Here is a 21,232-nt window from a genome sequence, read left to right as displayed (position 1 = left end):
GGCTCAGACCTCCTTGCAGAACTCGCCGATGGGCAGGCCCACATGGCGTTTGTCCGTGGCCAGGTAGCCGAGCAGCTCGTCACCTGCCTGCAGTTCGGTGACGTTGAGGACCTTGCCGCCGGGGCCGAGCACCCGTACGTGCCAGTCGTCCTGCACGGTGAGGCTGACCAGCCGTCCGTCCTCGGCGTGGGTGCGGATCTCCAGCAGCGGCCGGGACTCCAGCTTGGCGCGGCCGACCACCACCCGCCGGGTGCGCCCGTCGGCGCCGACCGCCAGCAGGGCGGTGCCGGAGCCGACCTCGCTGAGGTAGTTGGTGCGGTTGTCGGGGCCGAGCGTGTACGAGTGCAGGGCACCGGCGTTGACCCGGAACGGCCTGGTCGGCATGTACGGCAGCGGGTGGGTCTCGGAGCAGCACAGCACGAACCCGGAGGAGTAGGAGCCGACGAGGATGCCCTCGTCCTCCTCGAAGTGCGAGCAGGTGTCCACGCAGACCCGGTCGCCGAGCCCGACGTGCCGGATGCTCTCCACGGTCAGCGTGGACAGCTCCAGCTGGGGTGTGGTGGCCTGGAGCAGCCGGGCCAGGGCGAACACCTCGTCGGCGCTGCGGGGTGTGAACAGGATGCCGTCCGAGCCGCGCTCCAGCACGTCGAAGACGATCGACGCCTCCTCCAGGCCGTCGACGACGGTCACCAGCTTGCCCTCGGCCGGCTCGGCCGCGGCGAGCACGATCTCCAGCGGGATCTTGGTCGGGTCGGCGAAGTGGATGACGGTGTAAGGCAGCGCCATGGCGCCCGCGCACGACAGCTGCAGGGTGCGGTCGTCCCGTACGTCGACGAAGCCGGCGACGGGCGTCCCGGCGCCGGTGGCACGGTTGTCCGCGGCGAGGGCGTCCAGCTCGCCCTGGGTGGTGAACGTCCGCAGCAGGACGTCGGCTCCGGGAGCGGACGGGGAGTTCCCGGGGTCGGCCTCGGCGGTGGATTTCGCCTCCTTGCCGGCCGGCTTCTTCGGGGCGGCGGCCGGTGCCGGGCCGTCGTCGGCCAGGATCCGGGTGACGGTCGGGGGCAGCGTGCCGAGCAGCTTCGCGTCGGCGGAGAGCACCCCGGCCATCCGGGCGTGGACGGCGGCGTCCACCACCGCCTGGATCTGCCGTGCCGGGACCTCACGCAGATCGATCCATGCGAACCTCATGCGACACCTGCCACGATCGTCGAGTAGTTGGTGGGGGGACCGGTGGGAGAACTCGTGCTCAGGGCGCCCGCCCCGGCGGTCCCCGGGACGCCGCCGTGCACCACTGCCGCCAGCCGGGACACCACGTCGCGGGGGGAGGGGGCGGAGAAGACGCGGCGGCCGATGGCCAGCCCCTGGCAGCCGGCGTCCATCACCGCGGTGCCGTACTCGACGAGGTCGGAGCCGTCGGGCGGACCGCCGGCCGCGAGGATCGGGAGGGGGCTGTCCGCCACCACCTCGGCCATCCGCTCCAGCGGCAGGGCGACGGAGGTCTTCACCATGTCCGCGCCCAGGTCCGCGGCCACATTGGCCAGATGCGCGAGCAGGGCCGGGTCGTGCGGATCCGCGATCCGGGGGCCGCGCGGGTAGATCATCGCGATCAGCGGCATGCCCCACGCGTCGCAGGAACGCGCCACCGCCCCGAGATCGGCGAGCTGCTGGGCCTCGGTGTCCGAGCCGATGTTGACGTGGACGCTCACCGCATCCGCACCGAGCCGCAGCGCCTCCTCGACGTCGGCGACCAGCACCTTGGCGTGCACGTCGGCGGAGTGGGCGGTGCTGGCGCTCAGGTGCACCACCAGCGCGCAGCTCTTGAGGATGTCCGGCGCGAAGGCGCCTGCACGTCCCTTGTGGACGATGATCCCGTCGGCCCCGCCGTCCACCAGCGCACGCAGCAGGTCGTCCCACTGGTCGGCGGGGACGATCGGTCCGTCCGAAACGCTGTGGTCGAGCGGTACGAGGAGATGCCGGCCGTCCCCGGCCAGCGAAAGTCTTCTCAATCGAAATAACTTGCCGGTTTTCAGCATGGGTAATACGCCTTCCCCGCCGGTAGTCCTTCCAATGTCCGAAAATCGATGGTCGTAGAACTTTCAAATTCCCTCGGAGGTCAGCATTCCGTGCGTGATCAGCCGTTGGCAAGGTGTGACATCCGGCAAATATTCATGTCGGAGAGTGCATGAATATTGACAGCGAGTTGACAGCGGGCCAGGGGTTGACGCCTCTTAGGGGTGCATGTTCGGGTGCAGTTCTATGCATTAGGCCGATCTGTCCGCACCAAAGGGGCGATCTCGCCGTCCGGCTTTTCGAACGGCGCGGTTTCCCCGTCGAATTCCTTGTCGAAATTGAATTCCCGGGCTTAGGGTGCCTCCCACTCCCCATCGGAATGGATTCCCCATGCCCGAATTACCATCCGCTGCCGCGCCCGCGATCGCCTCGTCCCCACGGCCGACCCCCGACGCCCGGCCCCGGGCGTCGCGGGTCGCGGCCGCGAGCCTGGTCGGCACGACGATCGAGTACTACGACTTCGCCGTGTACGGCACCGCCAGCGCACTCGTCCTCGGCCCCGCCTTCTTCCCCTCCGGCAACGCGACCGTCTCCTCCCTGGCCGCGTTCCTCACGTTCGCCGCGGCCTTCCTCGCCCGCCCCCTCGGCGTCGCCCTGTTCGGCACGATCGGCGACCGCCTCGGCCGCCGCCGCGCCCTGGTCGCCTCGCTCCTGCTGATGGGCGTGGCAACGGTCGGCGTGGGACTGCTCCCCACCTACGAGACCGCCGGACTCCTCGCCCCCGTCCTGCTGGTGACGCTCCGTCTGCTGCAGGGCGTGAGCATGGGCGGCGAGTGGGGCGGGGCGGTGCTGCTCGCCGCGGAGCACGCACCGCCCGGACGACGCGCGCTGTACGCGTCCATCCCGAACGTCGGCCCCTCGCTCGGCTTCCTGCTGTCCAGCGCGGTCATCCTGCCCACCCTGAACATCGCGGGCCGGGACGGCTTCACCGACTGGGCCTGGCGGATCCCGTTCCTGCTCAGCACCCTGCTCGTCGTGATCGGCCTGTGGGTGCGCACGACGGTCTCCGAGTCACCGCTGTTCACGCCGGCGACAGAGGCGTCGGCGCAGGTGCCCGAACCCACGTCCCGCTTCCCGCTGGGCACGCTCCTCACCCGGCACCCCGGCCGGCTGCTGCTCGGCATCGGTACCGCGCTGGGCGGCTCGGCCGTCTACTACCTGACGATCGTCTACAGCCTGTCGTACGGCCCGAAGGAACTCGGCATCCCGCAGAACACGATGCTGACCGCCGCGAGCGTCGGTGCGGCGGCCGGGATCGCCGTCACCCTCCCGGCCGCCAGGCTGGCCGACCGGATCGGCCGGCGCCCGGTGATGCTGACCGGAGCCGTGGGCTGCGTGCTGTGGGCGGTACCCATGTACGCCTCGCTGAGTTCGGGCGACGCCTGGGTGATCACCGGCGCCTACACGGTCGGACTCGTGCTGCTGGCGCTGATGTTCTCCCCGGCGGCGGCCTTCCTCACCGAGCTCTTTCCGGCGCGGCTGCGCTACACCGGCGCCTCCGCGGCCTTCATCCTCGCCAACACCCTCGGCGGCGGCTTCGCTCCGCTGGTCGCCACCTGGCTGAACAGCCACTGGGACTCACCGCTCGTCCTCGGCTTCTACACCGGCGGACTCTGCCTGCTGAGCCTCCTGTGCCTGCTGGCCCTGCCGGAGACCCGCGACCACGAGTTCGACGCCTGACGGCACAGGGCGTCCGACGACACGGCACGACGCCGAGCCCTGGCACGCGTCGCCGACCAACGGCGCGACTTCATCGGGCAGGAAACCACCCGCATCGTCCGCGAGAGCCAAGCGGTCTATGTGGAGGACCTGAACGTGAAGGGCATGGGATCGGCGAAGGGCAAGCGCGGCAAGTCCGTCCACGACCAGTCGCTCAGCATGTTCGCCAGCACCCTCGAAGCGAAGTGCGCACGGTACGGGCGCGGCTTTGCCAAGGTCTCCCGCTGGTTCCCCTCCACTCAGATGTGCTCCGCCTGCGGCAGCATCGAAGGACCCAAAGGGCAGGAAGGGCTGCGGATCCGGTCGTGGACCTGCTCATGCGGGGCCGTCCACGACCGGGATCAGAACGCAGAAGCCAACATCCGCGCCGAAGGGCGCAGGATCTTCGCGGCGGGGCTCGCCGAGAAGTAAAACGCCTGCGGAGCGCGTGTAAGACCCTGCCCAGCCGGGGCGGTGCGTGATGAAACAGGAACCCACCAGGGCCCGCACCATGCGGGCGGATGGAACCCCGGGCCTCCAGGCCCGGGAGGATGCCAGTGCCCTGTGCTTCACGACGACGCCCCTTCGCCGATGCACAGGCGATTGTCAGACTCCCTTTATCTGACGTACCGTCAGATTCATGGACGCGATCTGGCTCACAGGTGCGGAATGGCTGGCCGTGCTCCGCATAGGCCTCGGGCTGTGGTGGCTGGAGAGCTGGCGCCACAAGGACAAGAAGAGCTGGTTCGAGGGGGCGGGGATCGCCTGGGCGGCGGACGTGGCGGGCAAGCACCGCTGGAACGCCGTACGGTCCGGCTTCGAGGTCGTGGTGACGCCACGGCCGCGGACGATGGCGTACGTCGTCCTGTACGCGGAGCTGGCCCTGGGGCTCGGCCTGATCCTCGGCTTCCTGACCCCGGTCGCCCTCGTCGGCGGGCTGCTGCTCAACGGCCTCTACTTCGCCCTGATGATCCACGACTGGGCCGAGCAGGGGCAGAACTCGATGATGGCGCTGATCTCGGTGGTCGCGCTGTTCGGGATGTCGTGGCAGTCGTGGTCGGTGGACAGCGCGCTGGGGTTGTTCTGATGCGGTACGACCTGCCGGAGGCCGACGCTTTCACGCGGACCTACTGGGACGCCGCCGCGCAGGGGCGGCTTCTGTTCAGGCGCTGCCGGACCTGCGGACGCGCCCACCACTACCCCCGCGAGTTCTGCCCCCACTGCTGGAGCGAGGACGTCGACTGGGAGCCCGCGAGCGGCCGGGCCGCCCTCTACACGTGGTCCGTCGTCCACCGCAACGACCTGCCGCCCTTCGGGGCGCGCACGCCGTACGTCGCCGCGGTCGTCGATCTCGCGGAAGGGCCGCGGATGATGACCGAGGTCGTGGAGTGCGGGGACGGCTCGCGGCTGCGGGCCGGGACGGAGCTGGAGGTCGCCTTCCGGGACGGGATGCCGGTGTTCCGCCCTGTGAGGTGACCGACGCGGGCTTCAATGACCCCATGACCCACGCCGACATACGACCCACCGGGCACCCCTTCCCCGACCTGCACGGCCACGGTCTGCGCCTGCGCCCCTGGGACCCGGACTCCGAGGCCGACGTGGACGCCTGGTTCCGCGGGCGCACCGACCCCGATTTCCGGCGCTGGAACACCCCGCTGCGGATCACCACGGACCTCGACAGCGCCCGGAAGTCCCTGCGTGACGCGGCACGGAACTCGGCGGAGGGCTCCGCGGCGCCGTACTGCGTCACCGACGCGACGACCGGCGCACTCCTCGGACACATCGCCGTCAACGTCATCAACCCGATGATGAACTCCGCCCGCGTGGGGTACTGGGTTCTCCCCGAGGCCCGCGGTCGCGGCGTCGCCACCCGCGCCCTCGCCCTCATCGCCCGCTGGGCCCTCACCGACCTGGGCCTGCACCGCCTCGAACTCGACCACGCCGTCGGCCACGACTCCTCCTGCCACATCGCCGAGCGGTGCGGATTCCGGTACGAGGGGACCCTGCGCGGCGCGATGTGGGAGGCGGGGCGGCACGACGCGTACCGGGACATGCACCTGCACGCGAGGCTGGCGACGGACCCGGAACCGGGCCCCGACGGACACCCGGCCCAGGCCCCGGACGTCAACCTGTAGACCCGCCGGACCGTGAACCCCGAGCCCCTCAACCCCCGCCTGGGAGTGGGGTCTTGTGTCGGCTTGGTGTCCACGACGGAAAAGGGTGCACAACCTCCGCCCGGGCGCGGGATCATGAGGTATGCGCCCGGACGACTGGTACTGCACCCAGGATCTCACCGGCTTCCTCGCCCGCGCCGGTGGCTTCCTGCGCTCACGCCCCGACCTGCACACCGTCGCCCTGACGGTGACCGAGACGCTGCGCAGGAGCGGGTTGCGTGCGTACGGCGACGAGGCACCCGTCTTCGGCGTGCTGGAGGTGGGCGGACAGGTGCGCGCCGCCTACTTCCGCACCCCGCCCTACCGCCTGAACGTCACGCCCCTCAACCCCGACGAGGCCGAGTCCCTCGCCGCCCACCTGGTCGCCCTCGGCCACGCGGTCCCCGGCGTCATCGCGGCGAGCGAGACCGCCGAGGCCTTCGTCGCGGCCTGGCGCCGGCAGGCGGGCGCCCGGGGTGCGGTCAGCCAGCGCCAACGCCTGTACCGGCTCGGCAACCTGACCGTTCCGCAGCCTCTTCCGGCGGGCCGGGCGCGGGTCGCGGGCAAGGAGGACCGGGAGCAACTGGCCCGCTGGTACGGCGAGTTCGTCGAGGACGCCGGCCATGCCGCCGCCCGCGACGCCGCCGGGTGGGCCGACTCACGGATCTCCTACGGGGGCGTCACCCTGTGGGAGGGCGAGGACGGCACCCCCCTCTCCATGGCCGGCGTGACCCCGATTGTCGCCGGCCAGGTCCGGGTGGCCCCCGTCTACACCCCGGCCCATCTGCGCGGACGCGGCTACGCGGGCGCGGTCACCGCGCAGGTCAGCCGGGCCGTGCTCGCCTCCGGGGTGCGCGAGGTGCTGCTCTTCACGGACCTGGCCAACCAGACGAGCAACAGCCTCTATCAGCGCATCGGGTACCGGGCGGTGGCGGACTTCACGGCCTACGACTTCCGGGGCAACCGGGGCTTCTGACAGCCCACCGGTTCTCAGGGCCAGAGCAGCTCCTTGGCCCACCCCTCCTCCGTACGCCGGTAGACGAGCCGGACATGCCGTCGCGCCGCGTCGCCCTGGAAGAACTCGACCTCCTCGGGGCGCAGGCGGTAGAGGGTCCAGGACGGGACCGGGGCGTCCGGCTCCCGCTGGGCCCGCTCCCAGGCCGCCCGCGACTCGCGCGCCAACTCCTCGACCGAGGACAGGGCTTCGCTCTGCCGCCCGGTCAGCGCCGCCGCCAGCGCGCCGGTCGAGCGGGCGTGCAGGTCGGCCTGGGACTCGGCGGACGGGGCGCTCGTGACCGGCCCGCGGACCCGCACCTGGCGGCCCTGCGCCGGCCAGTAGAAGCCGAGGGCCGCGTACGGGCGGGCGGCCAGCTGGCGTCCCTTGCGGCTGCCGGCGTGCGTCGCGAAGGACCAGCCGGACGCGTCGGCGCCGTGCAGCATCACGGTCCGTACGTCCGGCAGGCCCGCCTCGTCGGCCGTGGCGAGGGACATGGTGTGGGGCTCCACCTGCCCGGCCGCGACCGCCTCCGCGAACCAGGCCGTGAAGAGGGCGAGTGGTGCGGCGGGTGCGGCCGCCGGGTCGAAGGAGGGCAGGTCGATGTCCCACACCCGCAGCGACCTCAGCAGTTCATGAAGATCCGGTTCATGAAGATCCGGCTCGTGAAGATCCCGCTCGTGATGATCCGTTCCCATGCCCCGATTGTCGCGTGCGGGGCCCGCTCAGTCCTGACCGAGGTCGGACGACACCCACCGTTCGGGCCGCAGGCGGATGACGACCTGCTCACCGTGGTTCTTCCAGCTGAAGTCGACGTACGCCTCCACCTTTTCGGCCGGGAGGTAGCGGGCCGAGATCTCGCGGAGCTCCTCCAGCGTGGCGGGCGTCGTCCCGACGACCGGCCCCTCGACCGACACGTACCGGATCGTGGGTTCGGTCCGGTCCACCAGCAGGGAGAACCGTCCGGCCGCCTGGATCAGCCGGCTCTTGCGGGAGTCCAGCCCGGTCATGATCCATACGTCGCCGCCGGGCTCGTACTGGTACCAGATCGGCACGGTCAGCGGAGCACGCCCCGCCCCCGCGTCGACCGCCAGCGCGGCGATGTGCGGCTCGGTCAGGAACTGTTCCCGCTCTTCCCGGGTCAGGGCCATTCCAGTCTCCTCCAGGGCGTCGGACGAACTTCCGATGCACCACAACACGCGCCCGTGCACCACGTGTTCCCCGCCCCGGCAGGAAGTCTCAATCCCGCCCCAGCACCACCGTCCCCGAAGAGCAGAACCAGCCCCCGGTCGCCGAAGCCACCCCCAGCCGCGGCAACTCCCCGTCCCGCCCCCGTACCTGCCGCTCCCCGCCCTCGCCCCGCAGCTGCCGTACCGCCTCCACCAGCAGGAACAGCCCTCGCATCCCCGGATGCTGGGCCGACAGCCCACCCCCGTCCGTGTTGACCGGCAGTTCTCCGCCCCGCACCAGCAGCCGCCCCTTCTCCACGAACGCGCCGCCCTCCCCCTTGCCGCAGAAGCCGAGGTCCTCCAGCGTCACCAGGGTCATGTAGGTGAACGCGTCGTAGATCTCCGCGAAGTCGATCTCCCGCGGCCGTACCCCGGCCCGCTCGAAGGCGAGGCGTCCGCTCACCGCCGCCGGGCCGGTCGTGAAGTCGGGCCACTCGGACATGGCGGCGTGCGAGACGTGCTCCCCGGTGCCGAGGATCCACACGGGTGCCGTACGGCAGTCCCGTACGACCTCCTCGGCGGCCAGCAGCACCGCCGCCCCGCCGTCGGAGCGGATGCAGCAGTGCAGCTTGGTGAAGGGGTCCGCGATCATCGGGCCGGACAGGACGTCGTCCACGGTGATCGGGTCGCGGAACATGGCCTGCGGGTTCAGCGCGGCGTTCGCCCTCGCCTGGACCGCCACCTCCGCCAACTGCTCGACGGTCGTGCCGTGTTCGATCATGTGGCGGCGGGCGGCCATGGCGTACTTGGCGATGAGCGTGTGGCCGTAGGGCACCTCGAACTGCAGCGGGCCCCGGGAGCCGAAGGACAGGTTCCCGGTACGCCGGCCGGCCTTGATGTCCGCGCGGGCGGTCGAGCCGTAGACCAGCAGCACCGCGTTCGCGTGCCCCCTCGCTATCGCGTCCGTCGCGTGGGCCGCCATGACCTCCCAGGTCGAGCCGCCCACGGAGGTGGAGTCGACCCAGGTGGGGCGCAGGCCCAGGTACTCGGCCACCTCGACGGGGGCCAGGGTGCCCAGACCGGCGGACGCGAGGCCGTCCACCACCGCCCGGTCCAGACCCGCGTCGGCCAGGGCGCGGCGGGCCGCCTGGGCGTGCAGGGCGTAGGGGGTCGCGTCGTCCACGCGGCCGCAGTCGGAGAGAGCCACGCCGACCACGGCGACTTTCCGGTTCCAGGGCGTCATGAGAGGCCTCCAACCCCTGTGCATCTCGCTGTGGCCCTCCTAATATGACGGCCCGTCAGATACGGAGGGAAGAGCCATGGACGCCAGCTTCACCCCCGAGCAGGACGAGATCCGCCGCACCCTCCGCGAGCTGCTGCACAGCCGCTGCGGCCCCCGTGAGCTGCGCGCGGCCCTCGACACCCCCGCCGGACACGACCCCGCCCTCTGGACCGACCTCGCCGGCCGGCTCGGCCTGCCCGGGCTCGCCCTTTCCGAGGCGTACGGCGGTGTCGGCTGCTCGGCGACCGAACTCGCCCTCGCCTGCGAGGAGACCGGGCGGGCCCTGGCCCCCTCGCCCCTGCTCGCCACCGCCGTCCTCGCCGCACCGCTGATCGGCTCGCTCGGCACCGAGGCCCAGCGCGCCGACCTGCTGCCCCGCATCGCCGCCGGCACCCTCACCGCCGCCCTCGCCGTCCCCGGCCCCGCACTCGCCACCGCCCTCGCCCTCACCGGCCCGGGCGACGGCGACTGGGCCGGCGGCGGGCGGGCCGGCGGCGTGCAGGCGCGGCGGGCCGCGGGCGGCTGGCGGCTGTACGGGCAGGTCGACCAGGTGCTGGACGGGCACAGCGCGGGGCTCCTTGTGGTCGCCGCGCACGCCGGGGGGTTCGCCCGGTCACGGACGCTGCTGTTCCTGGTGCCGGGGGACGCGGTGGGGGTCGTACGGGTACGGCAGACAGCGCTGGACGCCACCCGGCCGCAGGCCCGCGTGCAACTGCGGGACGTGGAGGCCGAGTTGCTGGGGGAGGAGGGCGCGGATGTGCCGGCCGCCCTCTCCCGCACGGGAGACGTGGCCGCGGCCGTCCTCGCCTGCGAGGCCGTGGGCGCCGCCGACCGGGCGCTGGAGCGGACCGTGGAGTACGTCAAGCAGCGGGAGCAGTTCGGGCGGGCGATCGGGTCCTTCCAGGCGGTGAAGCACCGGCTGGCGGATGTGTATGTGGGGGTGCAGGCGGCGCGTTCGGCGGCGTACTACGCGGCCTGGGCTGTCGCTCATGGGGAGCGAGTCGGTGGGCTCGCGCTCGCGCAGGCCCTGGAGGCGCTGCGCACCGCGTCGGCCGAGGGGATCCAGCTGCACGGCGGCATCGGTTTCACCTGGGAGCACGAGGCCCACCTGTACTTCAAGCGGGCGGCCGGCGACGAGCTGCTCTTCGGGCCGGTGCACCGGCTGCGGGCGTACGCCGCCGACACCGCCCGGCTCTTCGAGACGTCCGGTGCCCGGGAGGTGGCGGTGTGATCGGCATGCCAGTGGTCGTGCGAGCGGTACAGAAGGTGTCCTCGACACGGGGCTTCGCCAGGGTCGCCCCGCATGTCGTCCCCGCGCTCGACCGCGCCGTGCACCGGCTCACCCGCGGCAAGGTGCTGCTCAGCGCCCAGATGCTGCCCGGCGTGATCCTGACCTCCACCGGCGCCCGCAGCGGACTGCCCCGCCGCACGCCGCTCGCCTGCATGCCCGAGGAGAACGGCCGCTCCTGGATCCTGGTCGGCTCCAACTTCGGCCGCACCGGCCACCCCGCCTGGACCGCGAACCTGCGGGCGCATCCGGACGCCGAGATCAGCTGGAAGGGCGCCGACATCCCCGTCAGGGCGCAGCTGCTTCAGGGCGAGGAGCGGGCGGCCGTCTGGAAGAACTTGCTCGCGTTCTGGCCGCCGTACGCGACGTATCAGGCGCGGGTGGAGCGGGAGATCCGGCTCTTCAGGATCGTCCGCAGGTCATAGGGTCATCGTCCGCAGGTCACAGCGTCGCCAGGCGCTGTACGAGGAGGAACGCGCCGATCCCCAGCATCGCCGCCCCGGACGTGCGCGCGACCGCCCGTGCCGCCGCCGGGCGGGCGCCGAGGACCGCGCGGGCCGCGAGGCCCACCGTGAGATAGACGGCGGCGCAGCACGCCATGTGGAGCAGGCCGAGTACGGCGGTCTGGGCGGGGACCGGCAGATGGTCGCCCTTCGTCACCAGGAACTGCGGCAGCACCGAGAGGTAGAGCAGCAGGCCCTTGGGGTTGAGGCCGCTGATCGTGGCACCGCGCAGAAAGGCGCGGGCCGGGCTCGCGGCCACCGTCTCCTCGGCTGCCCCCGGCGTGCCCGGCCGGCGCAGCACCCCCCACCCGAGCCACACCAGGTACGCGGCGCCGGCGGCCGTCAGCACGGTCAGCAGCGCCGGCTCGCCCGCCACCAGCACCGCGAGTCCGGCCACCGCGAGGACCGTGTGCAGCGCGTACCCGGTGACCAGACCCGCCACCGCCGTCACCGGCGAGCGGTCGCGCAGCCCGGCGGAGATCGCGTACGCCCAGTCGGCGCCCGGTATGCAGACCAGCAGCAGGTCGATGGCGAGGAAGGAAAGGAGCAGCGCGGAGTCCATGCTGGGGACATTAGGCGGGAATGGCCCGAAAGTGTTGTCGAAGTTTGCCCATGATCGGTCGAAGTGAGGGAAGATCTGCCTCATGGACGACGTGGACAGAAAGATTCTTGCCGAGCTCCAGCAGGACGGGCGGCTGACCGTGACCGAGCTGGCCGCGCGGGTGCGGCTGAGCGTCTCGCCGTGCCACCGGCGGCTGCGGGAGCTGGAGCGGGCCGGCGCCATCAGCGGATACCGGGCCGTCGTGGACCCGGCCGCCGTCGGGCTGACCTTCGAGGCGCTGGTCTTCGTCTCCATGCGGCAGGAGGACCGGGACACCGTCGCCGAGTTCGAGCGGGCGATCGGCGAGGTGGCGGAGGTGCTGGAGGCGCAGCGGCTGTTCGGGGAGCCCGACTATCTGCTGCGGGTCGTCGCCGCCGACCTCGGCTCCTACCAGCGGCTGTACGACGAGCGGTTGGCCACGCTGCCGGGGGTGCAGCGGCTGACGTCGACGCTGGTGATGAAGCATGTGGTGAAGGACCGGCCGCTTCCCGCTTGACCCGGGGCGGGCACGAACGCGCAGCAGGCGGCGGCCCACGCGTGTGAACCACCGCCTGCAAGACAGGACTTGGAAGCCCGGAGGGCCGTCTGCCGGCCTCCCGGCCGCTATTTGGTCGGCTTCTTGCCGGTCACACCCAGGTGCACCAACAACGCGAGGTTCGGCTTGAGTTCAGCCTGTTTCACGCCCCACGTCTGGAAGCCCTTCTGGTGCGAGGCCACCGCCGCGAGCATCGCGACGATCGAACCCGCGACCGCGGCCGGGTTGACGTCCTTGTCGACCTTGCCCTTGGACTGCAGCTGAGTGACGGCTTCCGAAAGGGAGTTGTTGACGGAGTTCAGAATCTTCATGCGGATCTTGTAGAACCGTTTGTCGCCCTCGGACGCGCCGAGGTCGACGACCCTGAGGATCGCGTCGTTGCGGCGCCAGAACTCCAGAAACCCGTCGACGAGTTCCTGTGCCGTCTGCCAGCCGGCCTTGCCGACCCAGCTGCGGCCCTCGACGAGCTCGGTCAACCCGGCGCCCTCGGTGGCCATTTGCTCGGCGATCTCCAGGACGGCGCCCTCGACGTCCGGGAAGTACTGGTAGAAGGTCGCGGGTGAAGTCCCTGCCTTCCGGGCGACATCTATGACTTTGACGTCCCGGTAGGGGGAGGAGCTGAGCATCTCGCTGAGGCAGTCGAGCAGCTTCTGCCGGGTCGCCTGCCCACGCCGACCGGCCACGCGGCCGTCGACGGTACGCACTTGTCCTGTCATGCCGTCAGCTTACCGAGGCGTGATCGGGGCGCGATTCGGCCGACTGCAAATGGGGTGCACGGGGATGCGGAGGCTGGTGTGCCTGGTCTGCGGGTTGCGTGAGAGGCCGTTACTTTGGCGACATGGCCGAAAACAGGGCATCCGCAGACGGAACGGGATACGGAGAGGGCGTCCCGTGCTGGGTGGACGCGCAGCTTCCCGACGTCGAGGCGGGCAAGCGGTTCTACGGAGAGCTCTTCGGGTGGGACTTCGAGGAGGCGTACGACTCCACCGTGCTGGCCCGGCTGGACGGCGAGCCTGTGGCCTCGCTCGCCCGCAAGGCGGACGGGCGGTTTCCCACGGTGTGGACGGTGTTCTTCGCCACCCCGGACGCGGAAGCGCTGGTCAGGCGGATCCGGGCGGCCGGGGGTCAGGTGGTCACCGCGCCCGTGGAGATCGGGGCAGGGCTGGGGAGGGCCGCGCTGGTCACCGACCCGGAGGGCGCCGTCTTCGGGCTGTGGCAGGCGGGCGAGCACCAGGGCTTCGGGCGCCGGCACGAGCCCGGCACCTTCGGCTGGGTCGAGCTGTACGCCCGGGACACCGAGGTGGCCAACACCTTCTACGGCGGGCTCTTCGCCGACGCCCTGTTCGGGCCGGACGCGAAGCCGGACTTCGGGCGCGCGGCGGTCGCGGAGCGCTTCTCGGCGATGATGCCGCCCCATTTCGTCGTCCACTTCCAGGTGGCGGACTGCGCGGAGGTCCTCGCCACGGTGAACCGGCTCGGCGGACGGGTCCAGGTGCCGCCCTTCGAAACGTCGTACGGAACGGTCGCCGTCGTCACCGACAATCAGGGGGCGTCCTTCGCGGTCCTGGAGCGCCGGGCGGCCCGGGAAAATCTGACCTGACCCTTACCTCCGGCGTCCCACCATGCGAACCGGCGCTTTCCGTCGGGTGCCGGAGTGTGGTTTTGTCCCAAGACACCCCGTTCCGCCCTCGGGTTCGCAACCACGCCCTCGGACAGGAAGAATCGGGGTGCGTGCCGCCAAGGCGGTGCGGTGGTGAGACGCTGCACGGGGTCGCGTACATATCTGGGTGACGGGGCCCGTACGGGGAGGTGGCAGGCAGAGTGGTGGATCAGCTGACACAGCACGATCCGCGCAGGATCGGGCCGTTCGAGGTGCTCGGACGGCTGGGTGCCGGCGGCATGGGGCTGGTCTATCTCGCGCGCTCGGCTTCGGGCCGGCGCGTGGCGATCAAGACGGTCCGGACCGAGCTCGCCGAGGACCAGCTGTTCCGCGTCCGCTTCACGCGTGAGGTGGAGGCGGCCCGGGCGGTCTCCGGCTTCTACACGGCGGCCGTCGTCGACGCCGACCCGCGCGCGGCCGTGCCGTGGCTGGCCACCGCGTACGTCCCCGCGCCCTCCCTCGAAGAGATAGTGAACGAGTGCGGGCCGCTCCCGGCCCAGGCGGTGCGCTGGCTGGCGGCGGGTGTGGCGGAGGCGCTGCAGTCCATCCACGGCGCGGGGCTCGTCCACCGCGACCTCAAGCCCTCCAACGTGCTCGTCGTCGAGGACGGCCCCCGCGTCATCGACTTCGGTATCGCGTCCGGCGTCTCGAACACCCGTTTGACGATGACGAACGTCGCCGTCGGCACGCCCGCCTACATGTCCCCGGAACAGGCGAAGGACTCCCGCAGCGTCACCGGCGCCAGCGATGTCTTCTCGCTCGGTTCGATGCTGGTGTTCGCCGCCACCGGACACCCGCCCTTCCACGGAGCCAACCCGGTCGAGACGGTCTTCATGCTGCTGCGCGAGGGCCCGGACCTCGAAGGCCTCCCGGACGAACTGCGTCCGCTGATCGAGTCCTGTATGCAGATGGAGGCGACGGGCCGCCCCAACCCCGCCGACCTCCAGGCCCAGCTGGCCCCGCACCTCTTCGGTTCCGGCTCCGACGACAGCGGTACGGCGTCGGCGTGGCTGCCCGAGCGGGCGGTGAGCCTGATCGAGGCACGGCGCGGCGGCCGCCCGGCGACGAAGCCCTCGTCGTCCTCGGGCCGCAGCGGCGGCCGCATCGCCCCGGCCCCCGGCCCCGCGCCGGTCCCGCCCCCGCCCGCGCACGACCCGGTCGTCCCCGGCCCGCAGCCCGCCCCCGTCCCGGTCGGCGCCCCCGACACCGGCCCCATCCGGCTGGCCGGCGCAGCGGTCCCCATCGGCCCCGGCCCGCGCGTCGCGGACGCCCGCGCTGCCGCCATGCAGCCGCCCCCTCCGGAAGCCGGCCTGGTCGCCTCCTGGTCCAAACCCCGTCCCGGCGTCAACGGCACAGAGCCTGCCGTGGGCCCTGCCGTCCCGGCGGCCCCGCCCGTGGCCCCGGAGCCGGCGACCGGCTGGCGCCCCTGGCGTTTCCGCATGTCGAACGACGTCTGGGGCACCCCCTCCGTCGCCGACGACCTCGTGTACGTCACCTCCTTCGAGGTCCACGCCCTCGACGTGGCCACCGGCCGCCGCCGCTTCAAGACGCGGGACGTGGCCTGGTCGATGGCGGTCGCGGACGGCCGTATCCACGCCTCCGACGGCCCGACCCTGTTCGCCCTGAACCACCGCGAGGGCGCGGACCTCTGGCGGCTCCAGACGGATGCCTGGGTCTACTCGCTCAAGGCCGAGCGGGGCACCGTCGTCACCGGCACCCGCGGCGGCGGCGTCCAGGCCTGGGAGGCCTCGACCGGCCAGAAGCTGTGGGAGATCACCGGGGCGCAGTCCGACTTCGAGTCCCCGGAGGCGGGGCCCGCGCTGTACGACGGCACGGTGTACGTCTGGCAGGACGCCCGGCTGCGCGCCCTGGACGCCCGCACCGGCGAAGAGCGCTGGTCGTACCCCATCGGCGACGCGGCCTCCTGCGGCGGCGTCCCGGTACGGGTGGCGCAGGCGCCGGACGGCTATGTCTACGTCTCGGCCGGGACGCGTGTCCTCTCGCTGGACGTGGCGAGCGGTCATGTCCGCTGGCACTTCGAGGCCCCCGCGGTCTTCCTGTGCCCGCCGGCCTTCGTGCCGGGCCCCGCGGTGACCGGCGGCGGTGTGTACCTCGCCGACTACCTCGGCACGGTCTACGCCCTGGACGCCGCCGACGGCCGCGACCGCTGGCGCATCGCCACCGAGTCCCGGTCCTCGATCGAGCCGGTGCTGGTGGCCGCGGGCCATGTCCATGTCGGCAGCGGCAAGGGCCTGTACACGCTGGACGCGGTCACCGGGACGCCGAAGTGGCGATTCCAGGCGGGCGGCGACATCGTGGGCGCACCCGCGGTGGCCGAGGGCCGGATCCACTTCGGCTCCACCGACCACCTGCTGTACACCCTGAAGGCCGACGACGGCAGACTGCGCTGGAAGCTCGCGACCGGCGGCGAGATCACCGGATCGCCCGTGGTGAAGGACGGCGTCGTGTACGCGTGCAGCAAGGACCGGTGCGTGTACGCGCTGGACGCGGAGAAGGGCACGGGGACGGCGCGCAGCTCCTAGGCAAGGCTTGTGACGGCCGTCGTACCGGCGCACGGAAGGGGTCCGGACGGCGGCCGTCGCTGCCGGGAGCGGCATTGCTCACCGCTCCCACAGCAGACGCTACGCCGCGTGCGCAGCGGTCGCCACGCGGTGACATGACCGTGACAGTAGATCGCTAGGGTGGCCGTCATGCAGCGACGGGGGCACATTCTCAAACTCACGGCGGTTTCGGTTCTGGTCGTCATGGCGCTGACGGGCTTCTCCTCCAAGGGGCGGGGCCATGGCGGATCCGACGGCGACAGCAGCGGCGGCGGGGGCGGCGGTTGCAGCAGCTCCAGCCAGGACCACGACTCCACGTCCTCCAGCGGTGGCACGTCGGGTTCGACGTACGACGACTACGACGATGACGACTACGCCGGCACCAGCGGTGGCAGCGGCGACTACTCGCCGACGCCGACGTCGTCACCGGCCCAGGACGCCACCGTGGAACTGGTCACCTGCACCAGCGTGCGGCAGCCCTACGCGACGGTCACGGTCACCAACCCGAACGCCGAGAGCGAGTTCTTCACCGTGACGGTGGACTTCCTCGACGCCGAGAACCGCCGTGTGGAGCGGGGCACCAAGAACGTGTTCGTCGGCGGCAACCAGATGGAGCGGGTCGAGGTGGACCTCCCCAGCCCGGACCTCGTGGCGAAGGTCGACCACTGCCAGGCCGGGCCCGAGGCCCCGGCCACGTACTGACGGGCGCTCACCTCACCCGGTGCCCACCGGCCCGCCTAGCCGCGAACAACTCCGCCTGGCGTTCGGTGGGCAGGTTGCCGAGCGAGATCAGGTGCGGCGCCTGCGCGAACGCCTGCGTGAGGGCGGCCTCCCTGGCCGCCCACAGGGCCCGCACGGTCCCCTGCACCGCCTCCGTCGGACACCCGGCGATGACGGTCGCACAGCCGACGGCGGCGGCCAACGCCCCACCGGGTTCGGTGACTTCGGAGACCAACCCGATCTCATGAGCCCGCCGCGCCGACAACCTCTCCGCGCTCCCCATGAGCGCCATGCGCGCCACCTCCCCGTACGGCATCCGCAGCGCCATGAGCATCGACTCGTAGGCGCTGACCATGCCGTAGGTGGTGTGCGGGTCGAAGAAGGCGGCGGTCGGGTCGGCGACGACGAAGTCCGTCTCGCCGAGGAGGTAGAAGGCACCCCCGCAGGCCATGCCGCGCACGGCGGCGACGACCGGCTTCCACAGATCGTTGGACTTCGGCCCGACCCGCAGCAGCGGATCGTCCATCATGTACGGCGACCCGGGCTGCGGCACGACGGCGTCCCGGTCCAGCCCCGTGCAGAAGGCCCGCTCCCCGGCGCCGGTGAGCACGACGGCCCGTACGGTGTCGTCGAACCGTAACTCCCGCCAGGCCGCGACGAGTTCGTCCCGCAACGTGAGGTCGATGGCGTTGAGGCGGTCGGGCCGGTCGAGGGTGACGACGGCGACGCCGGTGTTCTTGTCGGCCGTGAGGTGGAGGCTCATGGGCGCTCCAGGACCCACCGCGGCAGCCCGGTGCCGCTGAAGACGGCCTGGACTTTCGCACCGATGCGGATCCGCGCCGGGGGAAGGGAGTTCAGCGGTGCGTCCGGGCCGGTGACGAGGTTGCCGACCAGGCGGATGCGGGGCGCGTCGACGAGTTCCACGACCACGACGTTGTACGGCGCCTGCTCCGCGTAGTCGGGCAGCAGGGGCGGGTGCGGGACGACGTACGACCAGACGCGGCCCTGGCCCGAGGTCTTGCGCCACTCGCACGCGAAGGACTGGCAGTGCGGGCAGCAGGGGCGGGGCGGGAAGCGGGGTTCGTCGCAGTCGGCGCAGGTCTGGACGCGGAGTTCGCCCTGGGCGGCGTACTGCCAGAAGGGGGCGCCGTCGGGGTCGGTGACGGGGGAGAGCATCGCTCGGTCAACTCCTCAGGAGCAGCGCGGAGGTGGGGACGCCTTCGCCGGCGGTGACGAGACAGGTGGCGGCGCCGGGGACCTGGGCCGTGCTGGTGCCGCGCAGTTGCCGTACGCCTTCGTTGATGAGGTTGAACCCGTGGACGTAGGCCTCGCTGAGTCCGCCGCCGCCGGTGTTGAGCGGCAGCCGCCCGCCGATCTCCAGGGCCCCCTGCTCGGTGAACGCCCCGCCCTCGCCCCTGCCGCAGAAGCCGTAGCCCTCCAGCGAGAGCGGGATGAGAGCCGTGAACGCGTCGTAGATCTGGGCGACGTCCACATCCTGTGGAGTGACGTCGGCGTGCTTCCACAGATGCCGGGCGGCGGTCCAGGCGGGCCCGGTGAGCGGGTCGTCGTTCCAGTAGTTGACCATGCCGTGGTGCTGGGCGGGCAGGCCCTGGGCGGCGGAGTGGACGTAGACGGGAGCGTGCCGGCAGTCGCGGGCCCGCTCGCGGCTGACGACGACGCAGGCCAACGCCCCGTCCGTCTCCAGGCAGTTGTCGAACAGGCAGAGCGGCTCGCTGATCCACCGGGAGGTCATGTACATCTCGCGGGTGAGGGGCCGTTCGTACATCACCGCGGCCGGGTTCTGGTTGGCCCGGTTGCGGCAGGCGAGGGCGACGTTGAACAGGTGGTCGCGGGTCGCGCCGTACTCGTGCATGTAGCGGCGGGTGAGCATGGCTATCTCGTCGACGGGCCGGAGCAGCCCGAACGGGCGGGTCCACTGGGCCGGGGTGGGGAGCTGGACGCCGGTGTCGGTCCAGGGTCGGGGTCCGGAGCCGCGTTTCCGCGAGCGCCAGGCGACGCCGACGGAGGCCTGTCCGCTCGCGATGGCGGCGGCGAGATGCGCGACGGTGGCACAGGACCCGCCACCCCCGTACCCCACCTTGCTGAAGAAGGTGAGGTCCCCGAACCCGACCGCCTTCGCCAGCTCCACCTCGTCCGTCTCCTCCATGGTGTAGGAGGCGAGGGCGTCGACCTCGCCGGGTGAGATCCCGGCGTCGTCGAGGGCGGCGAGGACGGCACGGCAGGCGAGGGTCTTCTCGTCCTCGGGGAGGTGCCTGGCGAAGGGGGTCTGACCTATGCCGACGATCGCGGTGGCGTCCTTGAGTCCGGCCATGCGCACACCTCCACGCTGCTGAAGGGCTGCTGACAGGCCGTCAGGGTACAGCTAATCTGACGGGTAGTCAGCTACGGGGTTGGGAGGCGTACTGTGCGCGGTGATCTGGAGTGGGGCAGCATCCCGGAACTCGTCCGGACCGCGGCCGAGCGGTACGCGGACGCCGAGGCGGTGGTGGAGGGCCGCACGAGGATCTCGTACGCCGAACTGGGCGCCCGCGTCGAGCGCTCGGCGGCGGCCTGCATGGCGAACGGGATCGAGCCCGGCGACCGGGTCGCCGTCTGGGCGCCGAACACGCTCGACTGGATCGTGGCGGCGCTGGGCGCGGTGTCGGCGGGCGCGGTGCTGGTGCCGCTCAACACCCGCTTCAAGGGCGGGGAGGCGGCCGACGTGCTGCGGCGCAGTGGGGCGCGGCTGCTGTTCGTGACGGGCACGTTCCTGGGGACGTCGTACGTGGCGTCGCTGCGGCGGGCGGTCGCGGAGGGGCCCGCTCTGCCGGACCTGGAACAGGTGGTGGTGCTGTCGGACGACGCCCCGGCGGACTTCCGTACCTGGAAGGACTTCCTGGCGAGCGGGGACGGGGTGGGCGAGGCGGAGGTGCGGGCGCGGGCCGAGTCCGTGGACGGCTCCTGGCCGTCGGACATCGTCTTCACGTCCGGGACGACGGGCCGCCCGAAGGGCGCGGTGATCACCCACGCGCAGACGCTGCGGGCGTACGAGGTGTGGAGCGATCTGGCGGGCCTGCGGCAGGGCGACCGCTATCTGATCGTGAACCCCTTCTTCCACACCTTCGGCTACAAGGCCGGGGTGATCGCCTGTCTGATGCGGGGCGCGACGATGATCCCCCAGCCGGTGTTCAACGTGAGCACGGCCCTGGCGAACATCGCGGCGGAACGGGTCTCGGTGCTGCCGGGCCCGCCGACCCTGCACCAGTCGCTCCTCGACCACCCGGCTCGGGACGCGCACGACCTCTCCGCGCTGCGGCTCGTGGTGACGGGGGCGGCGGTGGTGCCGTTGCGGCTGGTGGAACGGCTGCGCGGGGAGCTGGGCGTGGAGACGGTCCTGACCGCGTACGGCCTCTCCGAGGCCAGCGGCATCGTCACGATGTGCCGGCGCGGCGACGCCCCGACGGTCATCGCCTCGACCTCGGGCCGCGCGATCCCCGGCACGGAGGTTCGCGTCGAGGCCCCGCTCGGCGAGCCCGGCGAGGTCCTGGTCCGCGGCTTCAACGTCATGCGGGGCTACTACGAGGACGCGGCGGCCACGGCGGAGGTGCTGACGCCGGACGGCTGGCTGCGGACGGGGGACGTCGGGGTGCTCGACGCCGACGGCTGTCTGCGCATCACCGACCGCATCAAGGACATGTTCATCGTCGGCGGCTTCAACGCGTACCCGGCGGAAATAGAGCAGGTCCTGGGGCTGCACCCCGAGGTGGCCGACGTGGCGGTGATCGGCGTACCGGACGCACGGCTGGGCGAGGTCGGCAAGGCGTACGTGGTGCGCCGGCCGGGAGCGGTGCTCACCGGGGACGACCTGATCGCCTGGGCACGCCGGGAGATGGCGAACTACAAGGTGCCGCGGGAGGTGGAGTTCCTGGGGGAGTTGCCGCGGAACGCCGGCGGCAAGGTGGTCAAGGGGGAGTTGCGCGGGAGGGGGTGACCAGCCA

At 71.9% G+C, this 21,232-nt stretch carries 23 protein-coding genes; 13 read left to right on the top strand and 10 right to left on the bottom strand.

Going from position 1 to position 21,232, the window contains the following annotated elements; all coding sequences use genetic code 11:
* Positions 1-3: 3 nt before the first annotated feature.
* Both ABD932_RS05160 and ABD932_RS05155 read right to left on the bottom strand, forming a co-directional pair.
* Positions 4-1,188, bottom strand: coding sequence for a 3-dehydroquinate synthase II family protein (locus ABD932_RS05160; protein ID WP_345009019.1), 1,185 nt, complete (start codon positions 1,186-1,188; stop codon positions 4-6).
* Entirely contained in the window at positions 1,185-2,033 is an 849-nt protein-coding gene (locus tag ABD932_RS05155; RefSeq protein ID WP_345009017.1) for a 2-amino-3,7-dideoxy-D-threo-hept-6-ulosonate synthase, read from the bottom strand. Before ABD932_RS05155 ends, ABD932_RS05160 begins: the two co-directional genes overlap by 4 nt.
* Positions 2,034-2,400: 367 nt before the next feature.
* Here ABD932_RS05155 and ABD932_RS05150 point away from each other — a divergent pair, with 367 nt between their 5' ends.
* The 6 genes from ABD932_RS05150 (at position 2,401) to ABD932_RS05125 (ending at position 6,897) form a co-directional block, all read left to right on the top strand.
* On the top strand, positions 2,401-3,750 hold the full coding sequence (locus ABD932_RS05150; RefSeq protein WP_345009015.1) for an MFS transporter: 1,350 nt from the start codon (positions 2,401-2,403) through the stop codon (positions 3,748-3,750).
* A 39-nt stretch (positions 3,751-3,789) separates the two neighbouring features.
* Positions 3,790-4,200 carry an RNA-guided endonuclease InsQ/TnpB family protein gene (locus ABD932_RS05145; RefSeq protein ID WP_345009617.1) on the top strand — a complete coding sequence of 137 codons (411 nt, stop codon included), beginning with the start codon at positions 3,790-3,792 and terminating at the stop codon, positions 4,198-4,200.
* Between the two features lie 208 nt (positions 4,201-4,408).
* Entirely contained in the window at positions 4,409-4,855 is a 447-nt protein-coding gene (locus ABD932_RS05140) for a DoxX family protein (RefSeq protein WP_345009013.1), read from the top strand.
* On the top strand, positions 4,855-5,244 hold the full coding sequence (locus ABD932_RS05135) for a Zn-ribbon domain-containing OB-fold protein (RefSeq protein WP_345009011.1): 390 nt from the start codon (positions 4,855-4,857) through the stop codon (positions 5,242-5,244). Before ABD932_RS05140 ends, ABD932_RS05135 begins: the two co-directional genes overlap by 1 nt.
* Positions 5,245-5,267: 23 nt before the next feature.
* The gene (locus ABD932_RS05130; RefSeq protein ID WP_345009009.1) at positions 5,268-5,903 is read left to right on the top strand and encodes a GNAT family N-acetyltransferase; all 636 of its coding nucleotides are present in this window, start codon (positions 5,268-5,270) and stop codon (positions 5,901-5,903) included.
* A 121-nt stretch (positions 5,904-6,024) separates the two neighbouring features.
* Positions 6,025-6,897 carry a GNAT family N-acetyltransferase gene (locus ABD932_RS05125; RefSeq protein ID WP_345009007.1) on the top strand — a complete coding sequence of 291 codons (873 nt, stop codon included), beginning with the start codon at positions 6,025-6,027 and terminating at the stop codon, positions 6,895-6,897.
* Between the two features lie 14 nt (positions 6,898-6,911).
* Here ABD932_RS05125 and ABD932_RS05120 read toward each other — a convergent pair whose 3' ends face one another.
* The 3 genes from ABD932_RS05120 to ABD932_RS05110 form a co-directional block, all read right to left on the bottom strand.
* A complete protein-coding gene (locus tag ABD932_RS05120) occupies positions 6,912-7,613 on the bottom strand; it encodes a pyridoxine/pyridoxamine 5'-phosphate oxidase (RefSeq protein WP_345009005.1) in 702 nt (233 codons plus the stop codon).
* 27 nt (positions 7,614-7,640) lie between these two features.
* On the bottom strand, positions 7,641-8,066 hold the full coding sequence (locus tag ABD932_RS05115; protein ID WP_345009003.1) for a pyridoxamine 5'-phosphate oxidase family protein: 426 nt from the start codon (positions 8,064-8,066) through the stop codon (positions 7,641-7,643).
* A gap of 88 nt (positions 8,067-8,154) precedes the next feature.
* Complete coding sequence (locus ABD932_RS05110; protein ID WP_345009001.1) at positions 8,155-9,327, bottom strand: thiolase C-terminal domain-containing protein; 1,173 nt, start codon at positions 9,325-9,327, stop codon at positions 8,155-8,157.
* Between the two features lie 76 nt (positions 9,328-9,403).
* On the opposite strand from ABD932_RS05110, the gene ABD932_RS05105 reads away from it, so the two are divergent.
* Both ABD932_RS05105 and ABD932_RS05100 read left to right on the top strand, forming a co-directional pair.
* Positions 9,404-10,597 (top strand): acyl-CoA dehydrogenase family protein, encoded by a 1,194-nt coding sequence (locus ABD932_RS05105; protein ID WP_345008999.1) that lies wholly within the window; start codon positions 9,404-9,406, stop codon positions 10,595-10,597.
* A 5-nt stretch (positions 10,598-10,602) separates the two neighbouring features.
* Entirely contained in the window at positions 10,603-11,079 is a 477-nt protein-coding gene (locus tag ABD932_RS05100; RefSeq protein ID WP_345009615.1) for a nitroreductase/quinone reductase family protein, read from the top strand.
* Between the two features lie 16 nt (positions 11,080-11,095).
* Here the strand turns inward: ABD932_RS05100 and ABD932_RS05095 are convergent, their stop codons facing one another.
* On the bottom strand, positions 11,096-11,719 hold the full coding sequence (locus tag ABD932_RS05095) for a LysE family translocator (protein ID WP_345008998.1): 624 nt from the start codon (positions 11,717-11,719) through the stop codon (positions 11,096-11,098).
* 82 nt (positions 11,720-11,801) lie between these two features.
* Here ABD932_RS05095 and ABD932_RS05090 point away from each other — a divergent pair, with 82 nt between their 5' ends.
* The gene (locus tag ABD932_RS05090) at positions 11,802-12,254 is read left to right on the top strand and encodes an Lrp/AsnC family transcriptional regulator (protein WP_345008996.1); all 453 of its coding nucleotides are present in this window, start codon (positions 11,802-11,804) and stop codon (positions 12,252-12,254) included.
* Between the two features lie 107 nt (positions 12,255-12,361).
* Here ABD932_RS05090 and ABD932_RS05085 read toward each other — a convergent pair whose 3' ends face one another.
* Entirely contained in the window at positions 12,362-13,009 is a 648-nt protein-coding gene (locus tag ABD932_RS05085; RefSeq protein WP_250090716.1) for a TetR family transcriptional regulator, read from the bottom strand.
* A 122-nt stretch (positions 13,010-13,131) separates the two neighbouring features.
* Between ABD932_RS05085 and kbpA the strand changes: the two genes are divergently transcribed.
* From kbpA to ABD932_RS05070, 3 genes are all read left to right on the top strand, one after another.
* Entirely contained in the window at positions 13,132-13,893 is a 762-nt protein-coding gene (kbpA, locus tag ABD932_RS05080; RefSeq protein WP_345008992.1) for an AfsK-binding protein KbpA, read from the top strand.
* A gap of 221 nt (positions 13,894-14,114) precedes the next feature.
* Complete coding sequence (gene afsK / locus ABD932_RS05075) at positions 14,115-16,496, top strand: protein serine/threonine kinase AfsK (RefSeq protein ID WP_345008990.1); 2,382 nt, start codon at positions 14,115-14,117, stop codon at positions 16,494-16,496.
* Positions 16,497-16,664: 168 nt separating this feature from the next.
* Entirely contained in the window at positions 16,665-17,216 is a 552-nt protein-coding gene (locus ABD932_RS05070; RefSeq protein ID WP_345008988.1) for a hypothetical protein, read from the top strand.
* A 7-nt stretch (positions 17,217-17,223) separates the two neighbouring features.
* Here the strand turns inward: ABD932_RS05070 and ABD932_RS05065 are convergent, their stop codons facing one another.
* The 3 genes from ABD932_RS05065 to ABD932_RS05055 are packed head-to-tail and all read right to left on the bottom strand — an operon-like array spanning position 17,224 to position 19,566.
* Entirely contained in the window at positions 17,224-17,997 is a 774-nt protein-coding gene (locus ABD932_RS05065) for an enoyl-CoA hydratase/isomerase family protein (protein ID WP_345008986.1), read from the bottom strand.
* A complete protein-coding gene (locus ABD932_RS05060) occupies positions 17,994-18,410 on the bottom strand; it encodes a Zn-ribbon domain-containing OB-fold protein (RefSeq protein WP_345008984.1) in 417 nt (138 codons plus the stop codon). Before ABD932_RS05060 ends, ABD932_RS05065 begins: the two co-directional genes overlap by 4 nt.
* 7 nt (positions 18,411-18,417) lie before the next feature.
* The gene (locus ABD932_RS05055; protein ID WP_345008982.1) at positions 18,418-19,566 is read right to left on the bottom strand and encodes a lipid-transfer protein; all 1,149 of its coding nucleotides are present in this window, start codon (positions 19,564-19,566) and stop codon (positions 18,418-18,420) included.
* Positions 19,567-19,659: 93 nt separating this feature from the next.
* Between ABD932_RS05055 and ABD932_RS05050 the strand changes: the two genes are divergently transcribed.
* Complete coding sequence (locus ABD932_RS05050) at positions 19,660-21,225, top strand: FadD3 family acyl-CoA ligase (RefSeq protein ID WP_345008980.1); 1,566 nt, start codon at positions 19,660-19,662, stop codon at positions 21,223-21,225.
* Positions 21,226-21,232: the final 7 nt, after the last annotated feature.

This window comes from Streptomyces shaanxiensis (assembly GCF_039537145.1).
Lineage (GTDB): Bacteria > Actinomycetota > Actinomycetes > Streptomycetales > Streptomycetaceae > Streptomyces > Streptomyces shaanxiensis.
The sequence above is the reverse complement of the archived record's forward strand: the minus strand, read 5'-3'. Positions and strand labels throughout refer to the sequence as shown.